Annotated in this window: 18 protein-coding genes and 1 pseudogene; 8 read left to right on the top strand and 11 right to left on the bottom strand. The window is 52.4% G+C overall.

What is annotated here, in order from left to right:
- Positions 1-2 precede the first annotated feature (2 nt).
- Complete coding sequence (sufB, locus tag RS584_RS09125) at positions 3-1493, bottom strand: Fe-S cluster assembly protein SufB (protein ID WP_003857739.1); 1491 nt, start codon at positions 1491-1493, stop codon at positions 3-5.
- Between the two features lie 8 nt (positions 1494-1501).
- Positions 1502-1870 carry a Fe-S cluster assembly scaffold SufA gene (gene sufA / locus RS584_RS09120; RefSeq protein ID WP_003857741.1) on the bottom strand — a complete coding sequence of 123 codons (369 nt, stop codon included), beginning with the start codon at positions 1868-1870 and terminating at the stop codon, positions 1502-1504.
- A gap of 494 nt (positions 1871-2364) precedes the next feature.
- On the opposite strand from sufA, the gene RS584_RS09115 reads away from it, so the two are divergent.
- Together RS584_RS09115 and RS584_RS09110 are read left to right on the top strand one after the other, a co-directional pair.
- Positions 2365-2727 (top strand): CHAP domain-containing protein, encoded by a 363-nt coding sequence (locus tag RS584_RS09115; RefSeq protein WP_315749433.1) that lies wholly within the window; start codon positions 2365-2367, stop codon positions 2725-2727.
- A complete protein-coding gene (locus tag RS584_RS09110; RefSeq protein ID WP_063132846.1) occupies positions 2727-3185 on the top strand; it encodes a DUF3828 domain-containing protein in 459 nt (152 codons plus the stop codon). The genes RS584_RS09115 and RS584_RS09110 overlap by 1 nt, the downstream gene beginning before the upstream one ends.
- Positions 3186-3294: 109 nt before the next feature.
- Here RS584_RS09110 and RS584_RS09105 read toward each other — a convergent pair whose 3' ends face one another.
- Entirely contained in the window at positions 3295-4023 is a 729-nt protein-coding gene (locus RS584_RS09105; RefSeq protein ID WP_015570709.1) for a MerR family transcriptional regulator, read from the bottom strand.
- Positions 4024-4211: 188 nt separating this feature from the next.
- Complete coding sequence (locus RS584_RS09100; RefSeq protein WP_315749430.1) at positions 4212-5432, bottom strand: diguanylate phosphodiesterase; 1221 nt, start codon at positions 5430-5432, stop codon at positions 4212-4214.
- A gap of 339 nt (positions 5433-5771) precedes the next feature.
- Between RS584_RS09100 and ycgZ the strand changes: the two genes are divergently transcribed.
- From ycgZ to fdhF, 4 genes are all read left to right on the top strand, one after another.
- Positions 5772-6011 carry a regulatory protein YcgZ gene (gene ycgZ / locus RS584_RS09095; RefSeq protein ID WP_017384632.1) on the top strand — a complete coding sequence of 80 codons (240 nt, stop codon included), beginning with the start codon at positions 5772-5774 and terminating at the stop codon, positions 6009-6011.
- A gap of 4 nt (positions 6012-6015) precedes the next feature.
- The gene (locus RS584_RS09090; RefSeq protein ID WP_045892962.1) at positions 6016-6336 is read left to right on the top strand and encodes a hypothetical protein; all 321 of its coding nucleotides are present in this window, start codon (positions 6016-6018) and stop codon (positions 6334-6336) included.
- Positions 6337-6365: 29 nt separating this feature from the next.
- On the top strand, positions 6366-6644 hold the full coding sequence (locus tag RS584_RS09085; RefSeq protein WP_032653318.1) for a biofilm/acid-resistance regulator YmgB/AriR: 279 nt from the start codon (positions 6366-6368) through the stop codon (positions 6642-6644).
- Positions 6645-6832: 188 nt separating this feature from the next.
- Positions 6833-8983 (top strand): formate dehydrogenase subunit alpha, encoded by a 2151-nt coding sequence (fdhF, locus tag RS584_RS09080; RefSeq protein ID WP_047062636.1) that lies wholly within the window; start codon positions 6833-6835, stop codon positions 8981-8983.
- 49 nt (positions 8984-9032) lie between these two features.
- On the opposite strand, the gene RS584_RS09075 is transcribed toward fdhF, so the two are convergent.
- The 6 genes and pseudogenes from RS584_RS09075 to RS584_RS09050 all read right to left on the bottom strand — a co-directional run bounded on the left by RS584_RS09075 (position 9033) and on the right by RS584_RS09050 (position 15038).
- Positions 9033-9686: a helix-turn-helix transcriptional regulator gene (locus RS584_RS09075; RefSeq protein WP_032103715.1), complete on the bottom strand. Its 654-nt coding sequence runs from the start codon at positions 9684-9686 to the stop codon at positions 9033-9035.
- 41 nt (positions 9687-9727) lie between these two features.
- Entirely contained in the window at positions 9728-10240 is a 513-nt protein-coding gene (locus tag RS584_RS09070) for a fimbrial protein (protein ID WP_045141507.1), read from the bottom strand.
- 11 nt (positions 10241-10251) lie between these two features.
- Positions 10252-11199: a fimbrial protein gene (locus RS584_RS09065; RefSeq protein ID WP_023296361.1), complete on the bottom strand. Its 948-nt coding sequence runs from the start codon at positions 11197-11199 to the stop codon at positions 10252-10254.
- Between the two features lies 1 nt (position 11200).
- Positions 11201-13746, bottom strand: a pseudogene (locus tag RS584_RS09060) (fimbria/pilus outer membrane usher protein).
- A 27-nt stretch (positions 13747-13773) separates the two neighbouring features.
- A complete protein-coding gene (locus tag RS584_RS09055) occupies positions 13774-14451 on the bottom strand; it encodes a molecular chaperone (RefSeq protein WP_193041969.1) in 678 nt (225 codons plus the stop codon).
- Between the two features lie 56 nt (positions 14452-14507).
- A complete protein-coding gene (locus RS584_RS09050) occupies positions 14508-15038 on the bottom strand; it encodes a fimbrial protein (RefSeq protein WP_103269965.1) in 531 nt (176 codons plus the stop codon).
- A gap of 353 nt (positions 15039-15391) precedes the next feature.
- Here RS584_RS09050 and RS584_RS09045 point away from each other — a divergent pair, with 353 nt between their 5' ends.
- Both RS584_RS09045 and RS584_RS09040 read left to right on the top strand, forming a co-directional pair.
- Positions 15392-16051 (top strand): winged helix-turn-helix transcriptional regulator, encoded by a 660-nt coding sequence (locus RS584_RS09045; RefSeq protein ID WP_062937677.1) that lies wholly within the window; start codon positions 15392-15394, stop codon positions 16049-16051.
- Positions 16052-16128: 77 nt separating this feature from the next.
- On the top strand, positions 16129-16758 hold the full coding sequence (locus RS584_RS09040) for a helix-turn-helix domain-containing protein (RefSeq protein WP_193041967.1): 630 nt from the start codon (positions 16129-16131) through the stop codon (positions 16756-16758).
- 46 nt (positions 16759-16804) lie between these two features.
- On the opposite strand, the gene RS584_RS09035 is transcribed toward RS584_RS09040, so the two are convergent.
- Positions 16805-16999 (bottom strand): YdiH family protein, encoded by a 195-nt coding sequence (locus RS584_RS09035; protein ID WP_003857766.1) that lies wholly within the window; start codon positions 16997-16999, stop codon positions 16805-16807.
- Positions 17000-17064: the final 65 nt, after the last annotated feature.

Raw genomic sequence — 17064 nt, 5'->3', positions numbered from 1 at the left:
CCTTAACCGACGCTGTGTTCAAGACTAATGGCGAGGAGTTTCTGGGCTTCAACGGCAAATTCCAGCGGCAGTTCAGAGAACACGTCCTTACAGAAGCCGTTAACGATCATTGAAATCGCATCTTCTTCACTGATCCCGCGTTGCAGGCAGTAGAAAAGCTGATCTTCACCAATACGTGACGTAGTTGCCTCATGCTCAAGCTGGGCGCTGTTATTGCGGCATTCGACATACGGGAAGGTATGCGCCCCGCAGTCCGCGCCAATCAGCATGGAGTCACACTGGGTGAAGTTACGCGCGTTGGTTGCCGTCGGCATGATTTTCACCAGCCCGCGATAGCTGTTCTGGCTGTGACCGGCAGAGATCCCTTTGGAGATGATGGTCGATTTGGTGTTTTTACCGATGTGGATCATCTTGGTGCCGGTATCGGCCTGCTGATGACCGCTGGTCAGCGCCACGGAGTAAAACTCACCGATGGAGTTGTCGCCGCGCAGAATACAGCTCGGGTATTTCCAGGTAATGGCGGAGCCGGTTTCTGACTGCGTCCAGGACATTTTGCTGTTTTCGCCTTCGCACAGCGCGCGTTTGGTGACGAAGTTCAGAATACCACCGGTGTTGCCGTCGCCCGGGAACCAGTTCTGTACCGTAGAGTACTTCACTTCCGCATCTTTATGGATGATCACCTCTACCACCGCCGCGTGCAGCTGGTAGCTGTCGCGCACAGGAGCGGAGCACCCTTCAATGTAGCTAACGTAGCTGCCTTCATCGGCCACCAGGATGGTGCGTTCAAACTGGCCGGTTTTTTCCGCGTTGATGCGGAAATAGGTCGAGAGCTCCATCGGGCAGCGCACGCCTTTCGGCACGTAGATAAAGGTGCCGTCTGACGCCACCGCCGCATTCAGTGCCGCGAAGAAGTTATCGTTACTCGGCACCACGGTACCAATATACTTTTTCACCAGCTCGGGGTGATCGTGAATGGCTTCACCAAAGGAACAGAAAATGATCCCCTGCTCCGCCAGTTTTTCACGGTAGGTGGTTGCCACCGAGACGGAGTCAAAAATGGCGTCTACCGCCACCTCTTTCCCCTCGCGAACGGGCACGCCGAGCTGATTAAACGCCTCTTCCACCTCTTTACTCAGGAAGCTGTTCTCCGCGCCGGTTTGCTGAACGGCACCAGGTTGCGAGGCGCAGGTGTCATCACAGCTGCCGCAGGAGGGCGCGGAGTAGTAGCTATAATCCTGATAGTTCAGCTTATCGTAATGCGCTTTCAGCCAGTGGGGTTCTTCCATCTCCAGCCACGCGCGGAATGCGCTCAGGCGAAACTCCAGCATCCACTCCGGCTCGTTACGTTTCGCCGAAATGGCGCGCACGACCTCTTCGTTGATGCCTTTCGCCAGCTCATCGGTTTGCAGCTGCGTAAAGAAACCCTCTTTATAGTTGAGGTGTCCGCCGCTCCAGGTGTTTACATCACTCGTTGCTTCAGTATTACGAGACATAGTACCGCCTATACCCCAAAGCTTTCGCCGCAGCCGCATTCGTTCTGGGCTTTCGGGTTATGAAATTTGAATAACTGGTTTAAACCTTCCCGAACGTAGTCGACTTCGGTTCCATCGATAAACGGCATCGCCTGTAGCGCGACGTATAACTTTGCACCGTCGGTTTCAAAGACCAGATCGTCCTTTTCAGGTTCGGTTACGGTATCCAGCACGTAGCCAAATCCCGCGCAGCCAGTCTGCTTAACGCCTAAGCGTACGCCGAGGATGTCGGGATTTTTTGCCACCAGCTCATGAATATGCGCCGCCGCCGCGGGCGTCAGCGTTAAGCCACGCCAGGCAAAATCGGCCGGATTGAAGGTTTCTGAATGCAGTTCCATAGGTCCACCTCATCTGATAAGCCACCAGGGCATAACACCATGTTAGTGATAACGATTATCACTTCAACCCCCTGCGAGCAGGGGCTTTGGGCTAAACCGCCCTTTTTGGCTACTTTCATTAAGCATAGACCCTGTGACGGGATGCGGATGGGATGGTTAGATTTGTTCAATGCATTGATAAATAATGCATTTCATAAGAAAGACGGTAAGATGACGGGCAATGATAAAAATTGTATTGGAAATACCTATTTTTGAGATAGCTAAAGTACGCGCAGGCACCATAAACATTTTTTACGTATGCCTCCCCCTTAAGACAGGTTCTTTTTAATCCTTTTTTGCCTTACCTGGGCGCGCATAAAGACGTTTGATGGATAAGTTAACCATTATTTATCAGTCTGATAGTGGTTAAATTCCGATCATGATTAATTACATAAACTCATCCCTTTTCGACGTAATGTTTCCCTTGTTAACCATTCAGCTGATAAGGAAATTTTATGTCATGGAATAAACATGAGGCTGTTTCATATGCTCGCAGCCGTGCCCATCATGAAAGTGGTGGTTATTGCGCCCGCGCGGTAGCTGCCGCGATACGTGCAGGCGGGTTGAAAATTGAAGGTGCTGACGCCAAAGACTTTTGGCGTTCTCTCGAAAAGGCGGGCTTCAAAAAAGCATACGGAACCCTTCTGGAAGGTGATGTTGCTGTTATTGATGCGCTACCCGGTGAGAATCAGCACGGGCACGCATGCATTTATGACGGATCCGGAACTTGGTATTCCGATTTCAAACAAAGAACACTCTACCCTGGCCCGACGTACCGAAAAATTCAGCCAAAAATCACAATTTACAGGCATCCGTAATGAAGAAAATATTACTTTTACTCTGCATGGTGTCTGCTGTAGCTAATGCGAAACCACTCGGCCCTGCTGAGCAGGCCGTGAAGTTCAATAAATGGTATGTCAGTCAGATAGCAAAGGACATTTACCCAATATTGGACGGGAACGAGATCGATAAATTCGTCACAGCGTCAACGATGAAAAAACTGCGGCATACGCAGGATCCAGGATACGGAGAAGAAAGTGACGTATTTTACGACGCTGATTTGTTTTTAAAGGCCCAGGATATTCGTGATGACTGGTCAGCGAATGTCGCCGCCATCGCTGTAGATTCCGATCCGGTTTGCGTGAACGTTTACATCGCGTTCGGCAAGAAACAGGAGCATGTTGTCGTTGACTGCATGGTCAAAGAAAACGGGGCGTGGAAAGTGCAATCAGTTACAGCTGCACAGTACACGCGAAATGTTGCTGGCGACAAATGATCGACGATATGACAGGGGTACTGATGCAATGCATCTTTGCGAATACCCCTGTCGTATCGCCAGAAAGCAAAAATCCCGCGCTGGCGGTTTACCGTCGGCCCCCTTAACATCAGTGATGGAACGAAACGGCGAAACCCTGTTCACGCCAGTGGTCGAGCTGCTCCTGTTGACGAGGCGTAGGCGCTTTACCGGTCCAGACGAAGATTTTTTGCCCGGGGAAGAGTTCAGGACGTGGAGAATCAATCGGCTCAGCCAGCACGTCGATATGCCATCCTTTGTAGGCAAGACGGGCCGCTTCCAGCCACAAATGCGTACGGTCGTCGCACTCCCACCCAATCAGCAGCGCATCCTTACCTGCTTTTTTTCGCGACTCACCCAGGCTTGCAACGGCAAACTCAATCAGGACACCGTCCAGCAGGCTCGCCATGTGACGCACCGTATTCTGGTCCTGGTTCATTCGCTGACGCACAGGGGTGATGATGTTATCTATCAGAACATCCATCGCATGGTCACGGCGGAATTCGCCGATTTTGGCACGCAGTTTTGCCGGGCTGGCATAGCGCAGAACGGTTAACATCTCTTCCTGAAACGATGCCCAGTTACCCTGAGTCATCACTTCTGTATTTTCAAGAAGCGCTTTTACTTTACCGACCGAAACACCCGTTTTCATCAGGCGCTTGATCTCTTCGATACGCAGGATATCTTCATCGTCAAACTGACGATGACCCCCTTCGCTTCGCTGCGGCTTCAACAATCCATAACGGCGCTGCCAGGCACGCAGCGTAACGGGGTTGATACCGCATCGTTCGGCCACTTCGCCGATACTGTAATAGGCCATTAACTCCCTCACGCACATTACTTCCATACCTAACCAAACCAACCTTATCAGATTGTACAAATCATTTGTATAACTAACTCCTCGTTCTGAGACAAGTGAATGGCTCAATGAACCACTCACTCGTTAATGTATTGTTGTATAAATTTCGCCGTACGTACAGGTTACTCTTAACAGTTACGTACAGGTTTTTATAAATCGTACTTTTTATCAGGCCAGGCAATCGCCGGAACGCCCCCCAGACGCGGGCTGGCGAAAAGGTGTCCCTGGAACTGAGAAACCCCGGCAGATTCCAGCCACATCCATTCTTCAGCCAGCTCTACGCCTACCGCACAGAACAGAATTTCCAGAGACGCACAGCATTTAATGATCGCCTGAATAATAGCCTGACGCGGGCCGCTCTTGTGTACGTTGGCAATCAAATCACGGCTGATCTTGATTCTGTCCGGCTGGAACTGGGCCAGCAGTTGCAGACCGGCGAATCCCGCGCCAAAGTGATCGATGGCCACGCTGATCCCGGCGCTTTTAAGCTGTCTGACCGCGCTGGTGAACTCTTCGAAGCGCGAGATCGCCTCGCTCTCGGTGAACTCGACTACAATTTGCTCCGGCACAAAACCGTTCGCCTCAATTGCCGTCAGTAAAAAATCGACGGCGCCAGGAACATTGACCAGCGTCATCGGCAGCAGATTGATGGATAACGTTTGAGTCTGTAGGCCCAGCGCGCTGGCCATCGACAAAGCCACCTGCTTACTCTTCAGATCCGATTCGTACAGCCCCTCACGCGACAGGTTGGCAAAATAGCTTTCCGGGGACTCACCGGACGGCGTGCGGATCAGGGCTTCCCAGGAAACTACCTGCTGCATAAACGGATCGACGATAGGTTGAAATGCGAAACTACAGTCCGCGCCCTTTGCCACTACTGTCGGCTGGGAGGATAACGGCGTGTTTTCGGTGACAAATTCCCAGGCGTCAGCCGGAGGCAGCTCAAAGTAGTTGGATTTTTCAGTAGACTCAACGAAGGTGCGGAAAAATTGCAGGGCGCGATCGTTATAGGTCAGCTGATAGCGGGTTGTGCCTTTATCAAGAACCTGTTGCAGCACTTCGTCGGTATCGTACTGACGAAGGTCAAAGAGCTCCATACCCACGTTGCCAAAACGTCTTGAAGGCCCGTGATCGCTTAATAATTCGACCACGTTGTGATGCCGTGGGTCACGGCAGATGAGCTCATAGATCTCCTTAACGTTATCAGCGGGCCCTTCAAGTAACTGAAAAAAGTGTGTGCCGTTAAACAGCAAAATCCCCGTCACATCGAACTGGCGATTTCGACAATTTGCAGCAGCGACCATGTCTTCCAGCGCTTTAACTGGAACGTCCTCGCAGATATGACTGCGGTAAATGATGGTTGTGAGCATGCTAATCCTGAAGATTGAGGGGGTGACCACGAAAACACGTGGGGAGAACTCTGTTATAGCACATTAATTGCCCAACAAATAATTTACATCTCAACGATTTACACGGCTTTTTTGCGTCATTTACGGGCTTGTACAACTCTGCAACGCCGCTTCGGATTGTACAATATATCTTGTGAATCCCGCAGTAAATCGTATAAGAATAAGCACCTGATAAATAATGATTTTAAAAAATATATTATAAAATCTTTAAAAAATTGTACATTTTAAATGTACAGATTTGAAAATTATGTATACCTTAAATGTAACGTTACTGATTACGAAAATTTACAGGAGCGAAACATGCAGCAGAACGGACACCTCGCAGACTCGGCAACAGCGATTGCGCAGTATTTCGAAAAAGCCGCGCTTCCAACCCAACAGGAAACATTGGGTCAGGTTGTTGTTGAAATTCTCAGCGACGGGCGAAATCTGAATCGCAAATCGCTCTGCACAAAACTGTTGAGTCGCCTTGAAAAGGCCAATGGCCCGGAAGAGGAACATCATTATCACATGCTTCTTGGCCTGCTCTTCGAACGTTAATGTCATGAACAGCAGTGATGCAGACAGACTGATCGACCAGCTTATTGGAGAAGCCGCTCTTTCACTTTTGAAGGAGCGCGGTCCCGTGACGACCGAGGGATTGGTTCAGCGTCTGCGTAACATGCAAGCATATGAAACGGATCCCCAGCGGCGGGAGACATTAGCGCGAGTGATAGCTGAAATCAGCTCTGGTACGCTCGCTTTTAAAGGTCGCAGAACCGCACAAGGACGAATACAGAGAGAGGGATCTCTCAAAAATAACCGAGACAATGTAGTGCCGTTATTTGGAAATGGAAAACCGTCCGATCCTAAAAAGATACATTGACTACAACTTTACAGCTACGGTGAGAACAAATGAGACAAAATATTCAGCTTCAACCCGAATACCACTCGGCCTTTTTAGATAGCGCGTTGTCGGAGTATTTCCGTCACGCAGGCGATCGCTTTGCTGAAGAGTCTGCCATTTTTTCGACTGCGGTTCGTTGTGTTCTCGCTTCCGAAGGTCATTTGACCAACAAAGCGATCATTCTCTGGCTAATCCAGGCGCTGGAATCCACCGACGATGTCGTTAAGGCGGATGTGATCCGCAAGACGCTGGAAATTGTCGTCGGTTACACCATGGACGATCTTTAACGCCTCCCCCATCCCTACGGATAGCGTGTCATCGTCAATTCTGACGAACAGACTGACGATGACACACCCCCTCTCCTCTAACGCCCTGTTAATCAAGAACGCTGAATGTGGCATGGATCCTGCTTAGTCCGCTAAGGGACTGGGCTTTCCAGTAAACATTGCTTCATTTCTTAACAGGTCTGTTATTGATGAAAAAAATCGCCAGCGTCTGCCCTTACTGCGGTGCAGGCTGCAAACTAAACCTCGTCGTTAAAAATAACCGGATTATCCGTGCCGAAGCCGCTGATGGCGTAACCAATCAGGGCACGCTTTGCCTGAAAGGGTTCTACGGCTGGGACTTTCTTAACGACACACGGCTGCTTACCCCCCGTCTGACGCAGCCCATGATCCGCTACAGCAAAGGCGAGGCCTTTACCCCTGTTACCTGGGAAGAGGCCATTCGTTATACCGCTCACAGGCTTAAAAGCATCAAAGAACAGTATGGCCCTCGGTCCATTATGACCACGGGTTCCTCACGGGGAACGGGCAATGAGACCAACTATGTGATGCAAAAATTTGCCCGTGCGGTGCTGAATACTAACAACGTCGACTGCTGCGCCCGCGTCTGTCACGGTCCGTCCGTTGCCGGTTTACAGGAGACCCTCGGCAACGGCGCCATGAGCAATTCCATTAATGATATTGAAAACTCAAAATGCCTGCTGGTATTCGGCTATAACTGCGCCGACTCTCACCCCATCGTCGCCCGACGTGTGCTTAAAGCACGTGAAAATGGCGCTAAAATCATCGTCTGCGATCCGCGTCATATTGAAACGGCACGCATTGCCGATCTTCATCTTCAGCTAAAAAATGGCAGTAACATGGCGCTGGTCAATGCCTTTGGCTATGTCCTGCTGGAAGAGGAACTGTACGACAAAAACTACGTTGCCCGCTTTACCGAAGGGCTTGAGGCGTACCGGCTGACGGTAAAAGATTACGCACCCGAGCAGGTTGAACATCTGACGGGGATCCGCGCGCGGGATGTTCGTCAGGCAATGCGCATGTTCGCAGCGGCGCCTTCAGCAACGGTGATGTGGGGGATGGGCGTCACGCAGTTTGGTCAGGCGGTCGATGTGGTGAAAGGTCTCTCCAGCCTGGCGCTGCTGACCGGCAACCTGGGCCGCCCTGCCGTCGGCGTGGGTCCGGTTCGCGGGCAAAATAACGTTCAGGGTGCCTGCGATATGGGCGTTCTGCCCAATATGTTCCCCGGCTACCAGGACGTCACTGACCCGGCGGTCAGACTGAAATTTGCCGATGCGTGGAAAATCAATGTCAACCGGATGGACGATCGCGTCGGGACGCGTATCACCGAAGTGCCACATCTCGCGCTGGAAGGAAAGATTAAAGCGTATTACATCATGGGGGAAGATCCGCTTCAGACAGAAGCCGATCTGGGACTGGTCCGCCGCGGCTTTGAGGCGCTCGATTTTGTGGTGGTTCAGGACATCTTTATGACCAAAACGGCAGAGGTGGCTGACGTGCTGCTCCCTGCCACCTCATGGGGAGAACACGCCGGCGTGTTCACCTGTGCCGATCGCGGCTTCCAGCGTTTCGGCAAAGCCATTGAGGCCAGCGGCAACGTGAAGCGCGACTGGGAGATCATCAGCCTGCTGGCCACGGAGATGGGTTATCCCATGCATTACGAGGATAACCAGCAGATCTGGGACGAAATGCGCGAGCTGTGCCCCCTCTTCTACGGCGTGACCTACGAAAAAATGGGCGAGATGGGTCATGTGCAGTGGCCCTGTCCAACCCTCGATCATCCCGGCACTCCCTACCTGTACAAGGATAATCAGTTCGACACCCCCACTGGCAAAGGCCAGCTATTTGCCGCCCCCTGGCGCGCCCCGGCGGAGATACCGGATGCGCATTACCCGCTGGTATTGTGCACGGTACGCGAAGTGGGTCACTACTCCTGTCGCTCAATGACCGGGAACTGCGCGGCGCTGCAAAGCCTGGCCGACGAGCCGGGCCGGGTGCAGATCAACCCGGCCGACGCGGATGAACGGGGGATTGCCGAGGGCCAACTGGTCTGGGTACGTTCACGCCGGGGTAAAGTGATCACCCGCGCCAGCATCAGCGAGCGCATCAATGCGGGAGCAATCTATATGACCTACCAGTGGTGGATTGGCGCCTGTAATGAGCTGACGCAGGATAATCTCGACCCGATCTCCAGAACGCCGGAAACGAAGTATTGCGCCGTGCAGCTGGAGGCGATCGAGGACCAGCGCTGGGCGGAGGATTTTGCGGCTTCCGCATACCAGACCATGAAGACGCGGTTGATCGCTGCGGTTAATGTTTAAATGCATTGCCGGGTAGCTATCGCTGCCCGGCCCGCTATCCGCTGCCGTTTTAGGCTATTTGTTGTGCATAATTATTTTCCAGGTAATCGCGAAGCAGGTTCGGACGGCTCTTTTTCTCCATCAGCCTTCTCAACAGTACGATCAGCTCGTAATCGCTTCGCAGATTAAATTTCTGCATCATCATATATTTATGGGTAAAGACCGTTTTTTCGCTCATCTTCAACGCGTTCGCGGTCTGCACCACCGACAGCCCCCGGTAAAAATTGACCATAATACGAATCTGTTGCCGGGATAACCCTTTATGCTGGCAGTCGAAACAGGTCTTTTTATTCAACGTGTAACCTGGTAATTGCGTCCTGAACCACGCGATAAACAGAACGCCGCTAATACGATCAAGCGACGCCCGGCGCGGAAGAAAAATAATGTCCTGAAAGCAGGAAGGCAGCGCCGAAAAACGCAGCTCATCGTCGACGAGACCTATCACAATTCCTTTTTGCCTGGCCAGTAACTCCGGAAAACAGGTCAGCGTTTCCCCCTGACATAATGAAAGAACAATAATATCGGCCTGGCTGACGTTTTCATTGGTCAGCGCCAGGTGAAATGTGATGGAGCGATGAAAGTTATGCTTAAAAAAATCGTCGAAAAAGCTCTGTAGCCCAGCCTGAAAAAACAGATCCGTTTCCTGAATCAGAATATTTAACATAGTTCACACCAACGTCTTTAAAAAAGGCTTATCACCGGCATTCAGTTGTACTGCATCGTCATCACCACAACCGCAATGATGCTCCCCGGCGTGGCGCCTCCCGGCATAGATTTTACCGAGGCCAGCATAGCCATTGTCGCGGTTCTGTCCGCGGCAATGGTCTGGGTCATACTGGTGCCTGTTCCTTTAAGCGCGCCGGTTTGGGCATCGCGCATGGCTATCGCCACATGCGTGGCCGAACCGCTGTTCATAAAATAGTCCGCACCCGCCTCGGGATCGGGGCTGCCGGTGAAAGCGACGGTCACACTCTGCGTTCCGGTTGGGCACTGGGTAAACAGCAGACTGAAAGGCACCGGATCCGATGTTGAGCCCGGCGTCGCCATATTGGTTGCCTGAATATTGCCCAGGTTGACATCAAGGCTGTTACTGCCGCCATTAAATATGCACGGCGACGCAACGATATTTCCCGTCACACCGATGTTGACGCTATCAGCGGAGCATACCTTCCCGCTGAGTAAGGCAAGTAAAAGCAGTGTCCTGCATCTTATTTTCATCTTCTTACCTGCTACTGGTAGGTCAAATTAAGGGTGGCGGAGGCATTCGCTGAACCTGACTCCACGCGGGTTAACGTCTGGTAATACCGGGCCGTTAATGGCAACGTCTCTTGCCCCCCGGCAGACTGCCGCAAGAATAGTCGGCTGTTCATCACCAGCGGTGCACCGTTATAGATAAGCTGCACCCCCACCCCTTTCGCAGTGCCGGCATTTCCCTGCCCGGTTAAGGCCATCACGCTGGTATTGGCGCTGTCCGGGTTCTGTATTCCACTGAGCGAGACCGTAATATTGGTTCCGGCGGCGCAGGTCAGGCCCAGGTTTTGCGTGTTCTGTGCTCCCGCTGGCGTGGTGCCCACCGTGGAGCCGAACGCCGAGGCGGGAATATCCCCTATCGGAAACGTCAGCTGGGCCGTATTCACCGTGCACGCCAGAGCATTGATGGTGCCGGAGGTGAGCTGCGTGGTCAGACCGTCACGGTAGAGGCCATCGCTTCCCTGAAGCGTCACGACACCGATCGTCCCCGGCGTTAATGCCCCCGATGAGACCGGCCCCGTCACCACCAGTTCAATCCTCCCGCCGTACCAGTCCACATAGGAGGTCTGCGCATTGTACGAGAACGTATTGCTCGGGTTTTCAAAATAGCCGTTGGAAGAAAAGCGTATCCCTATCCCGCTGACGTTCGTGTTGTAAACATGGTTGCCGTAGCTGCTCAACGTGGCGCCGTTGTAGCGCAGGCTGAATCCCAGCATCAGCGGATTAGTACACCCGGTAAGATAGGAGCCTGTGGCTGACGCCGCGCCAGAAAATACCACCGTGCCGACAGGCGCATCGCGCTGCACGTTGATCGTCCCCACGGACAGGGTTGAAAGCTGCGGGGTGATGGTGGTGCAGGTACCGGCACGAGCCATATTTGCCGCCGCGAGCAAACAGAGCAGCAGCATCGCGTTAAGACATTTCATGTTAGCGTTCCTGACGGCAGGTGGCGCGCATATCAGCGATCCCACCGTACGTTGAGTGATTCGGCAGCGTGAAATCAGCGCGGCATTGCTGACTGGATTGACTTCCCCATGTAGCGACTAACGTTCCCTGCTCGCGCATCCCGGTTAAATATACCTGACCGCGATCGCCGACAATAAAACTGCCGCTGTCATCACCCACAAGGGTGACCACCGCCCCAAACGGAACGGCGCGGTCGCTGTCGGTCAAGGTCATCAGCACCCGGCGACCTGACTTCGGCAGATAATCGGCTCTCACCACCGCTCCCCGCGTCGGCGTCACCGTGCGGGTGTTGATCTCCAGCTCGACATCGTCCGGCATCGTTTCCGGGTCGAGGGTGAGATCGTTTTTCCGGTAGACAGAAAGGTTGCTCACGACCGTATATCCGCGAAAATCTGTCCGTACACCGGGCTGATTGCGGATATCCACGTCGTGGGCGCCGGGGGCTTTGATTAAGACGCTGGTCTCCCCCAGCGGCTGGGAAAGCGTGATGCCATCAGCATGGGCGAGAATGCCGCCTTGCAGCCCGTAATTCAGGCGTTCACTGTTTTTGTCATAACCATAACCTGCCGTGACTTCGCCATAGGCGCCTTTGTAGTCCGCGTTAACATTGCCGGTATAGTCCACGCCCTCTGTGCCGTATCCCTGCTGTACGTTCCAGCTCAGGGCACGGTTCTCGAGCGCTACCCCGTTCAGGCCGACGTTATGCGTCGTCCCGTTATTCCCGCTGGCGTTCATGCCATAGTTAGCCCATGTCTGCGGCAAAAATTTATCCAGCGGAATGCTGATGTTGAACGCCAGAAGCTGGTCGTGGTCAGCGTTTTTTTGGCTGTCGCGGGTTTCTGACGCTGAGCGGACATTTTTGCTGTAGGTCCATGTCAGGCCATAGCTGATGTTGTGCCAGTAGTTGCTATAGCCGACGCTCCACGAAGCCATCGACTTACCGTCATTCCAGTAATCTTCCCGCGCCGCACTGAGGGTAAGCGCGCCCAGGTTGTCCCCCAGCGTCTGGCTCATCGTCAGCTCGGCACGGTTACGTCGCCTGTCCTGAAGCGCGCTGCTGTCGCCGTACGAATCGAGGACGTCCTGCATCCCGTAATAGCCGCGGGTCGAGTAGCGATACCCGGCAATCGAAAAGTTCGTCCCGGTATTAATAAAATTCTTGCTGTATCGGGCCCGCCACGACTGACCGTTTGTTTTCACGGCATGCTCCGGCGTTGACCAGCCCTGAGTGACGTCTGCGGATATCGCCCCGAGATCGCCCATATTCTTGCCCACCCCCAGAGCCGCCGACTGGTACTTATCTGCCTCCTGGACGCCGCCATAGAGCGTAATACCGTGAGGGAGGCCGTAAATTCCGGTCAATTGCCCGAAGGGGGTTTTCTCCACGCTACGGTTATACGAGCGATACTGCCCGGCGGTAAGAGCATATTTCAGGCGCCCCTCCCGTTGCAGGACCGGCAGCGAAGCGTACGGCAGGGTGAAATGTTGCTCACTGCCATCAGCTTCGACGATCGTCACATCAAGATCGCCCGCGCCGCCGGTGGGATACATGTCCGCGATCTCAAACGCACCCGGCGCCACATAACTTTGGTAGATTTGATAGCCATTCTGACGCACCACGACCTGCGCGTTAGTTCGCGCAATACCGCGCACCACCGGCGCATAGCCTTTCAGGGAATCCGGCAGCATATCGTCGTCGGACGCCAGCTGGACGCCGCGAAACGGCATGCTGTCAAAGACATCGGCAGGCGCGGAACTGTCTCCGAGCGTAAGCTGGGCTTGCAGGGGAATAATTGCGCGCTGCATCCAGGTATAGACGTTGTCCCACTTATCCTGGCCGGACGCATCGCGGGACCAGGTGGTGTAGTTGCGTAACCGCCAGGGACCGACGTTGATCCCCGGCCGCAGGTTTGCATACTGGCTGTCGCTGCGGGTGCCTGCCCCGCTTCTTGCCCGGCTGTTTGCCCCGCTCAGGCTGTAGTTGAGCATCGCCGCGGTAATGCCTTCATCCCACATATCCGGCGGAACGTAACCTCTTGCTGGCAGGTCTATGGCCGCCTGTGGAATGCTGATCGCCAGACGCTGGGCGCCAAACTGGAAATCCGCGCTGGCCTGTGGAATCGCCCTGAGATCGGCGCATTCTCCTTCCCCGGCGTCGAGCTGCGGGAAAAGCGCCGTTTTCACGCCCCACGCTTTTAACTGCCCGATACTCAGGCACGGCTGCAACGTTTCACTGCCGTTCGCATCCTTCACTGCCATAAAACGAATATCCCGCGTTTCCAGCAGCCGATCGTCAAGAATAATATCAACGTGGTATGTCCCGGGCGCCTGCGAGCCGGATTCAAAGGCAGATAAATCCGCTTTCCCCATTCCGGGATTATCCAGCTCTACCAGTTCCGTATTAAAAACGTCTCACTGGCATACAGTGTGGGAGAGACACCAGCAAGCGCGAGGGCAATAAATATTGCCAGGCGCGCAGGCTGCATTGTATTTAATGCCGTTGTCATGACGAACACCTGATTAACGCGTAAGGATCACAAACTGGCCCGGTGTAATTCGCCAGGGCTGCCATAATCGTTAATGACTTTAAACGTCAGCGTATTGCCACTGGTTCCATTCGGTAACGGAAAACGGGCTGAGCCTGAAGGCATCACGTACGTGACATCGTCAAGTTTCTTATTACCTAACGTAATTTCATTGAAATTGATAACGTACGGCGTAGGGTTATTAACCTGAAGGGTATTCCCCGCACGACGCCAGGTTAATTTATTGGCTTGCTCCTCGGGGGTAGACGCACGAAGAGTCTCTGGCCGATAAATTAATTTGATGCGCGTTTTGACGGCAATTTGCAGCGAGTTCATCTGCTTTGAGGCTGACGGAATAGCTTTAATGTTCAGCCAGAATAAACTCTCCTGCCCCTGAGGCAGCGAGCCTGTCATGACAATACGCTCAAGGTTTTTTTGCCCGCCGTCCAGCCGATACAGCGGTGGCGTAATAATAAAAGGCGCTTTACCCGATTGCTCATCCTGAACATCTATCCACGACTGGATTAAATAAGGAACGTTATCAGGATTCGTAATACCTATTGATGCCTCTTTTTTAGCCCCATCAAAAATAATACGGGTGCCGCCAATAATTACTCCTGCACTGGCGGATGTTAACGTCAGCGGTAACAGCGCCATAGCCAGGCCCGTTGTCGTGATAAAACGCATTTTAATACCTCATAAAACAAGGGGCCGGGCGGCCCCCTGCTGATTACTGCAATGACTTAGTTGTACACCACAGAGAAGTTTGCGACTGAGTTAGCCGGGCCCGCGGTCACGGATGCCGCGGTGGAGATATACTGCGCGTAGAAGTTCAGCGTATTATCAGCCGTACTGCTGAGCGGGTAGATATAGCTGTTGCTGCCGTGCAGCGGCAGATCGGCTTTATCTGCCGTCATCAGGTTAATCGCCACCCCGGTGGCCGCCCCCGCCACGGACGTATCAATCGCCAGCAGGCTGGCGTTGGCTAAATCCGGCGTACCGTCAAAACGGACTTTTGCATTGGTGACCGTTACCGGACAGTTTTTCAAAATAATATTAAACTGCGTCGCAGCCGTTCTCGCCCCGGTTGTCGGGAATTCCGTTTTATAATAATCGCCTAATACCACCACCTGATTCTGGGATGCCACATCAACGTCGCAGGCAGAATCCAGAATATTTCCGTTAAAATTAACGGTACCGGCCGCTGCGAATGCATTGGTCATGGTGAGTACAGAACCTGCCGCTAACATTGCCATCATCAATTTTTTATTCATAATTTTATATCCCGTATTACTCTAGTTATTACCGATATTCAGTTAAAGAAATAAAACCCCTCCGACGAGTCAAAATTTATACAACTCTTTTTGCGCATACAATCAATTTTGAGGTCTAGCTGTGGATCCTCTTTTAACAATTACAAAACATATTCACTCGGAAACACCTTAAGAATAATGGCCAAAGTCTACTTTTAGACCTGAATGAAAAAGGTTTCAATTTCAATTAATTAACACTCAAAAACAGGCGAGTCTATAATTAGACTCGCCGCAAACATTCCCTGACCTGCTGGTTTTTAAGATAATTCTTTATGCCGATCAAAAAATGATCGCATCAGTCAGTGAGGTCTCACATGAATACCCGGTTCGCGCCTGAGTCAGAAATTGATAAGTCAACAGTGCTCGGCGCTAAGCCTTTTAAGCACATTGAAAAAATAATCGATAATGTTTTGCCGCATGCGGAGAGAGGCATTATTGCCAGAGGAGAAATTATCCATTATTGCTCCGGCGATACCCGTCAATGCTTTTTACTGTTGCATGGCAGCGTGGCGTTGCACCGTCGCGGGGACGGTATCGTCTTAAATTCTGAATCCGCGCCATTTATACTCGGCGTGAGCAGCCAGTTATCGTCTGAACACCTGTACGTCAGAGCGCTGGAAACTTCAGAGGTGGCCAGCGTTTCGCTGGCGTGTTTCAATCATGTTGTCGCACAACAGAATTTATGGGAGCACTTCTCAAACCTGCTGATCTATACCGCATCGCGCGTCTACGAACATTGCGCCCAGATATCGCAAATGTCGGCTTATGACATTATCCGCTTTCAACTGGTTGAGTTGATGCAGGAGCCGGAAGCCATAAGACAAAACATTACCGCCGCGGCCTATATCAAAAGCCGCACCTATCTTTCACGCAGCGGCATTATGCGGATCCTCGCGGAGTTGCGGACGGGGAAATACATCACCATGGAGCGTGGCGTACTAGTTGAGATCCATCACTTACCTCGTAAGTACTGAGGCTGTATTTATCTCTGGAGAAGGTGGAAAAGAAGAGCGACACTATAGAGAGTACAGTCTCTTTTCAGGTTAACGCCATGTCTTCTGACAAACCATCGCATCGCGGCTCTCCCTATGCTCAGGAACTGATTTCTCATTTACAGGCACACTGCGCCACGCATAAAACCGATCCCGGCGAGCAACTTGATCTCCAGGTTGACGGGCAGAGCATGTGTTATTTAATTCTTGATGGCACGGTCGCCATATACAGAAGAAGCGACGACATGATGCTTTCGACGGCGCGCAGTCCCGCCCTGTTTGGCCTCGCTAACCTGACGGACATTTATTTTAATGACTACCTCCGAACGGTTACGCCTTGCCTGATTGGTGTGCTCACGACCGATCGAGTGGCTGAAATTATCAAAGAGAAGGCGCTGTGGGGGCTGCTTTCTAATCATCTGATGTTTGTCTATAACCGCCTCTATCACAACGTCATGCCGAAAGGCGCGCCAACCGCGTACGAGATGATTCGCCAGCAGCTCGTGCTGCTGATGCAGGAAGATGACAGCTACCGACGCAGCGTGACGGCGGAAAGGTATATCAGGGATAAAACCCAGCTTTCCCGCAGCGGCGTAATGCGGATCCTGGCTGACCTGAAAACGGGCGGGTTCATCGAAATGGAAGAAGGCCGGCTGATTAAAATTAACAAACTGCCTGCCAGATACTGAATGTCAGACACAAAAAAGGCCGCGCTTGCGGCCTTTTCTTCACTGCTTAATGGACGTGAACGCCCAACCGCCAGGCAAAGTAGATCTCTTCTTTCAGTTCGTTTGAAGAGAGCGCCAGCAAATCCGTAAATTCCAGCTCAAGCTGTTTCAGCTTTTTCAGGTACTGCGCGGGAGACAGATTGCTTTTATCGCGACGTAAATATTCAATTGCCAGCTGTGTTGGGGTTATTTCAGTATCCATGATGTCCTCGCTTATGTTCAAAACGTGACCAGTATATCACAATCAAGCGGCTAATTTTTAACCAA

The organism is Enterobacter sp. DTU_2021_1002640_1_SI_PRY_ASU_LCPMC_013 (genome assembly GCF_032389435.1).
Classification (GTDB): domain Bacteria; phylum Pseudomonadota; class Gammaproteobacteria; order Enterobacterales; family Enterobacteriaceae; genus Enterobacter; species Enterobacter hormaechei_C.
The sequence above is the reverse complement of the archived record's forward strand: the minus strand, read 5'-3'. Positions and strand labels throughout refer to the sequence as shown.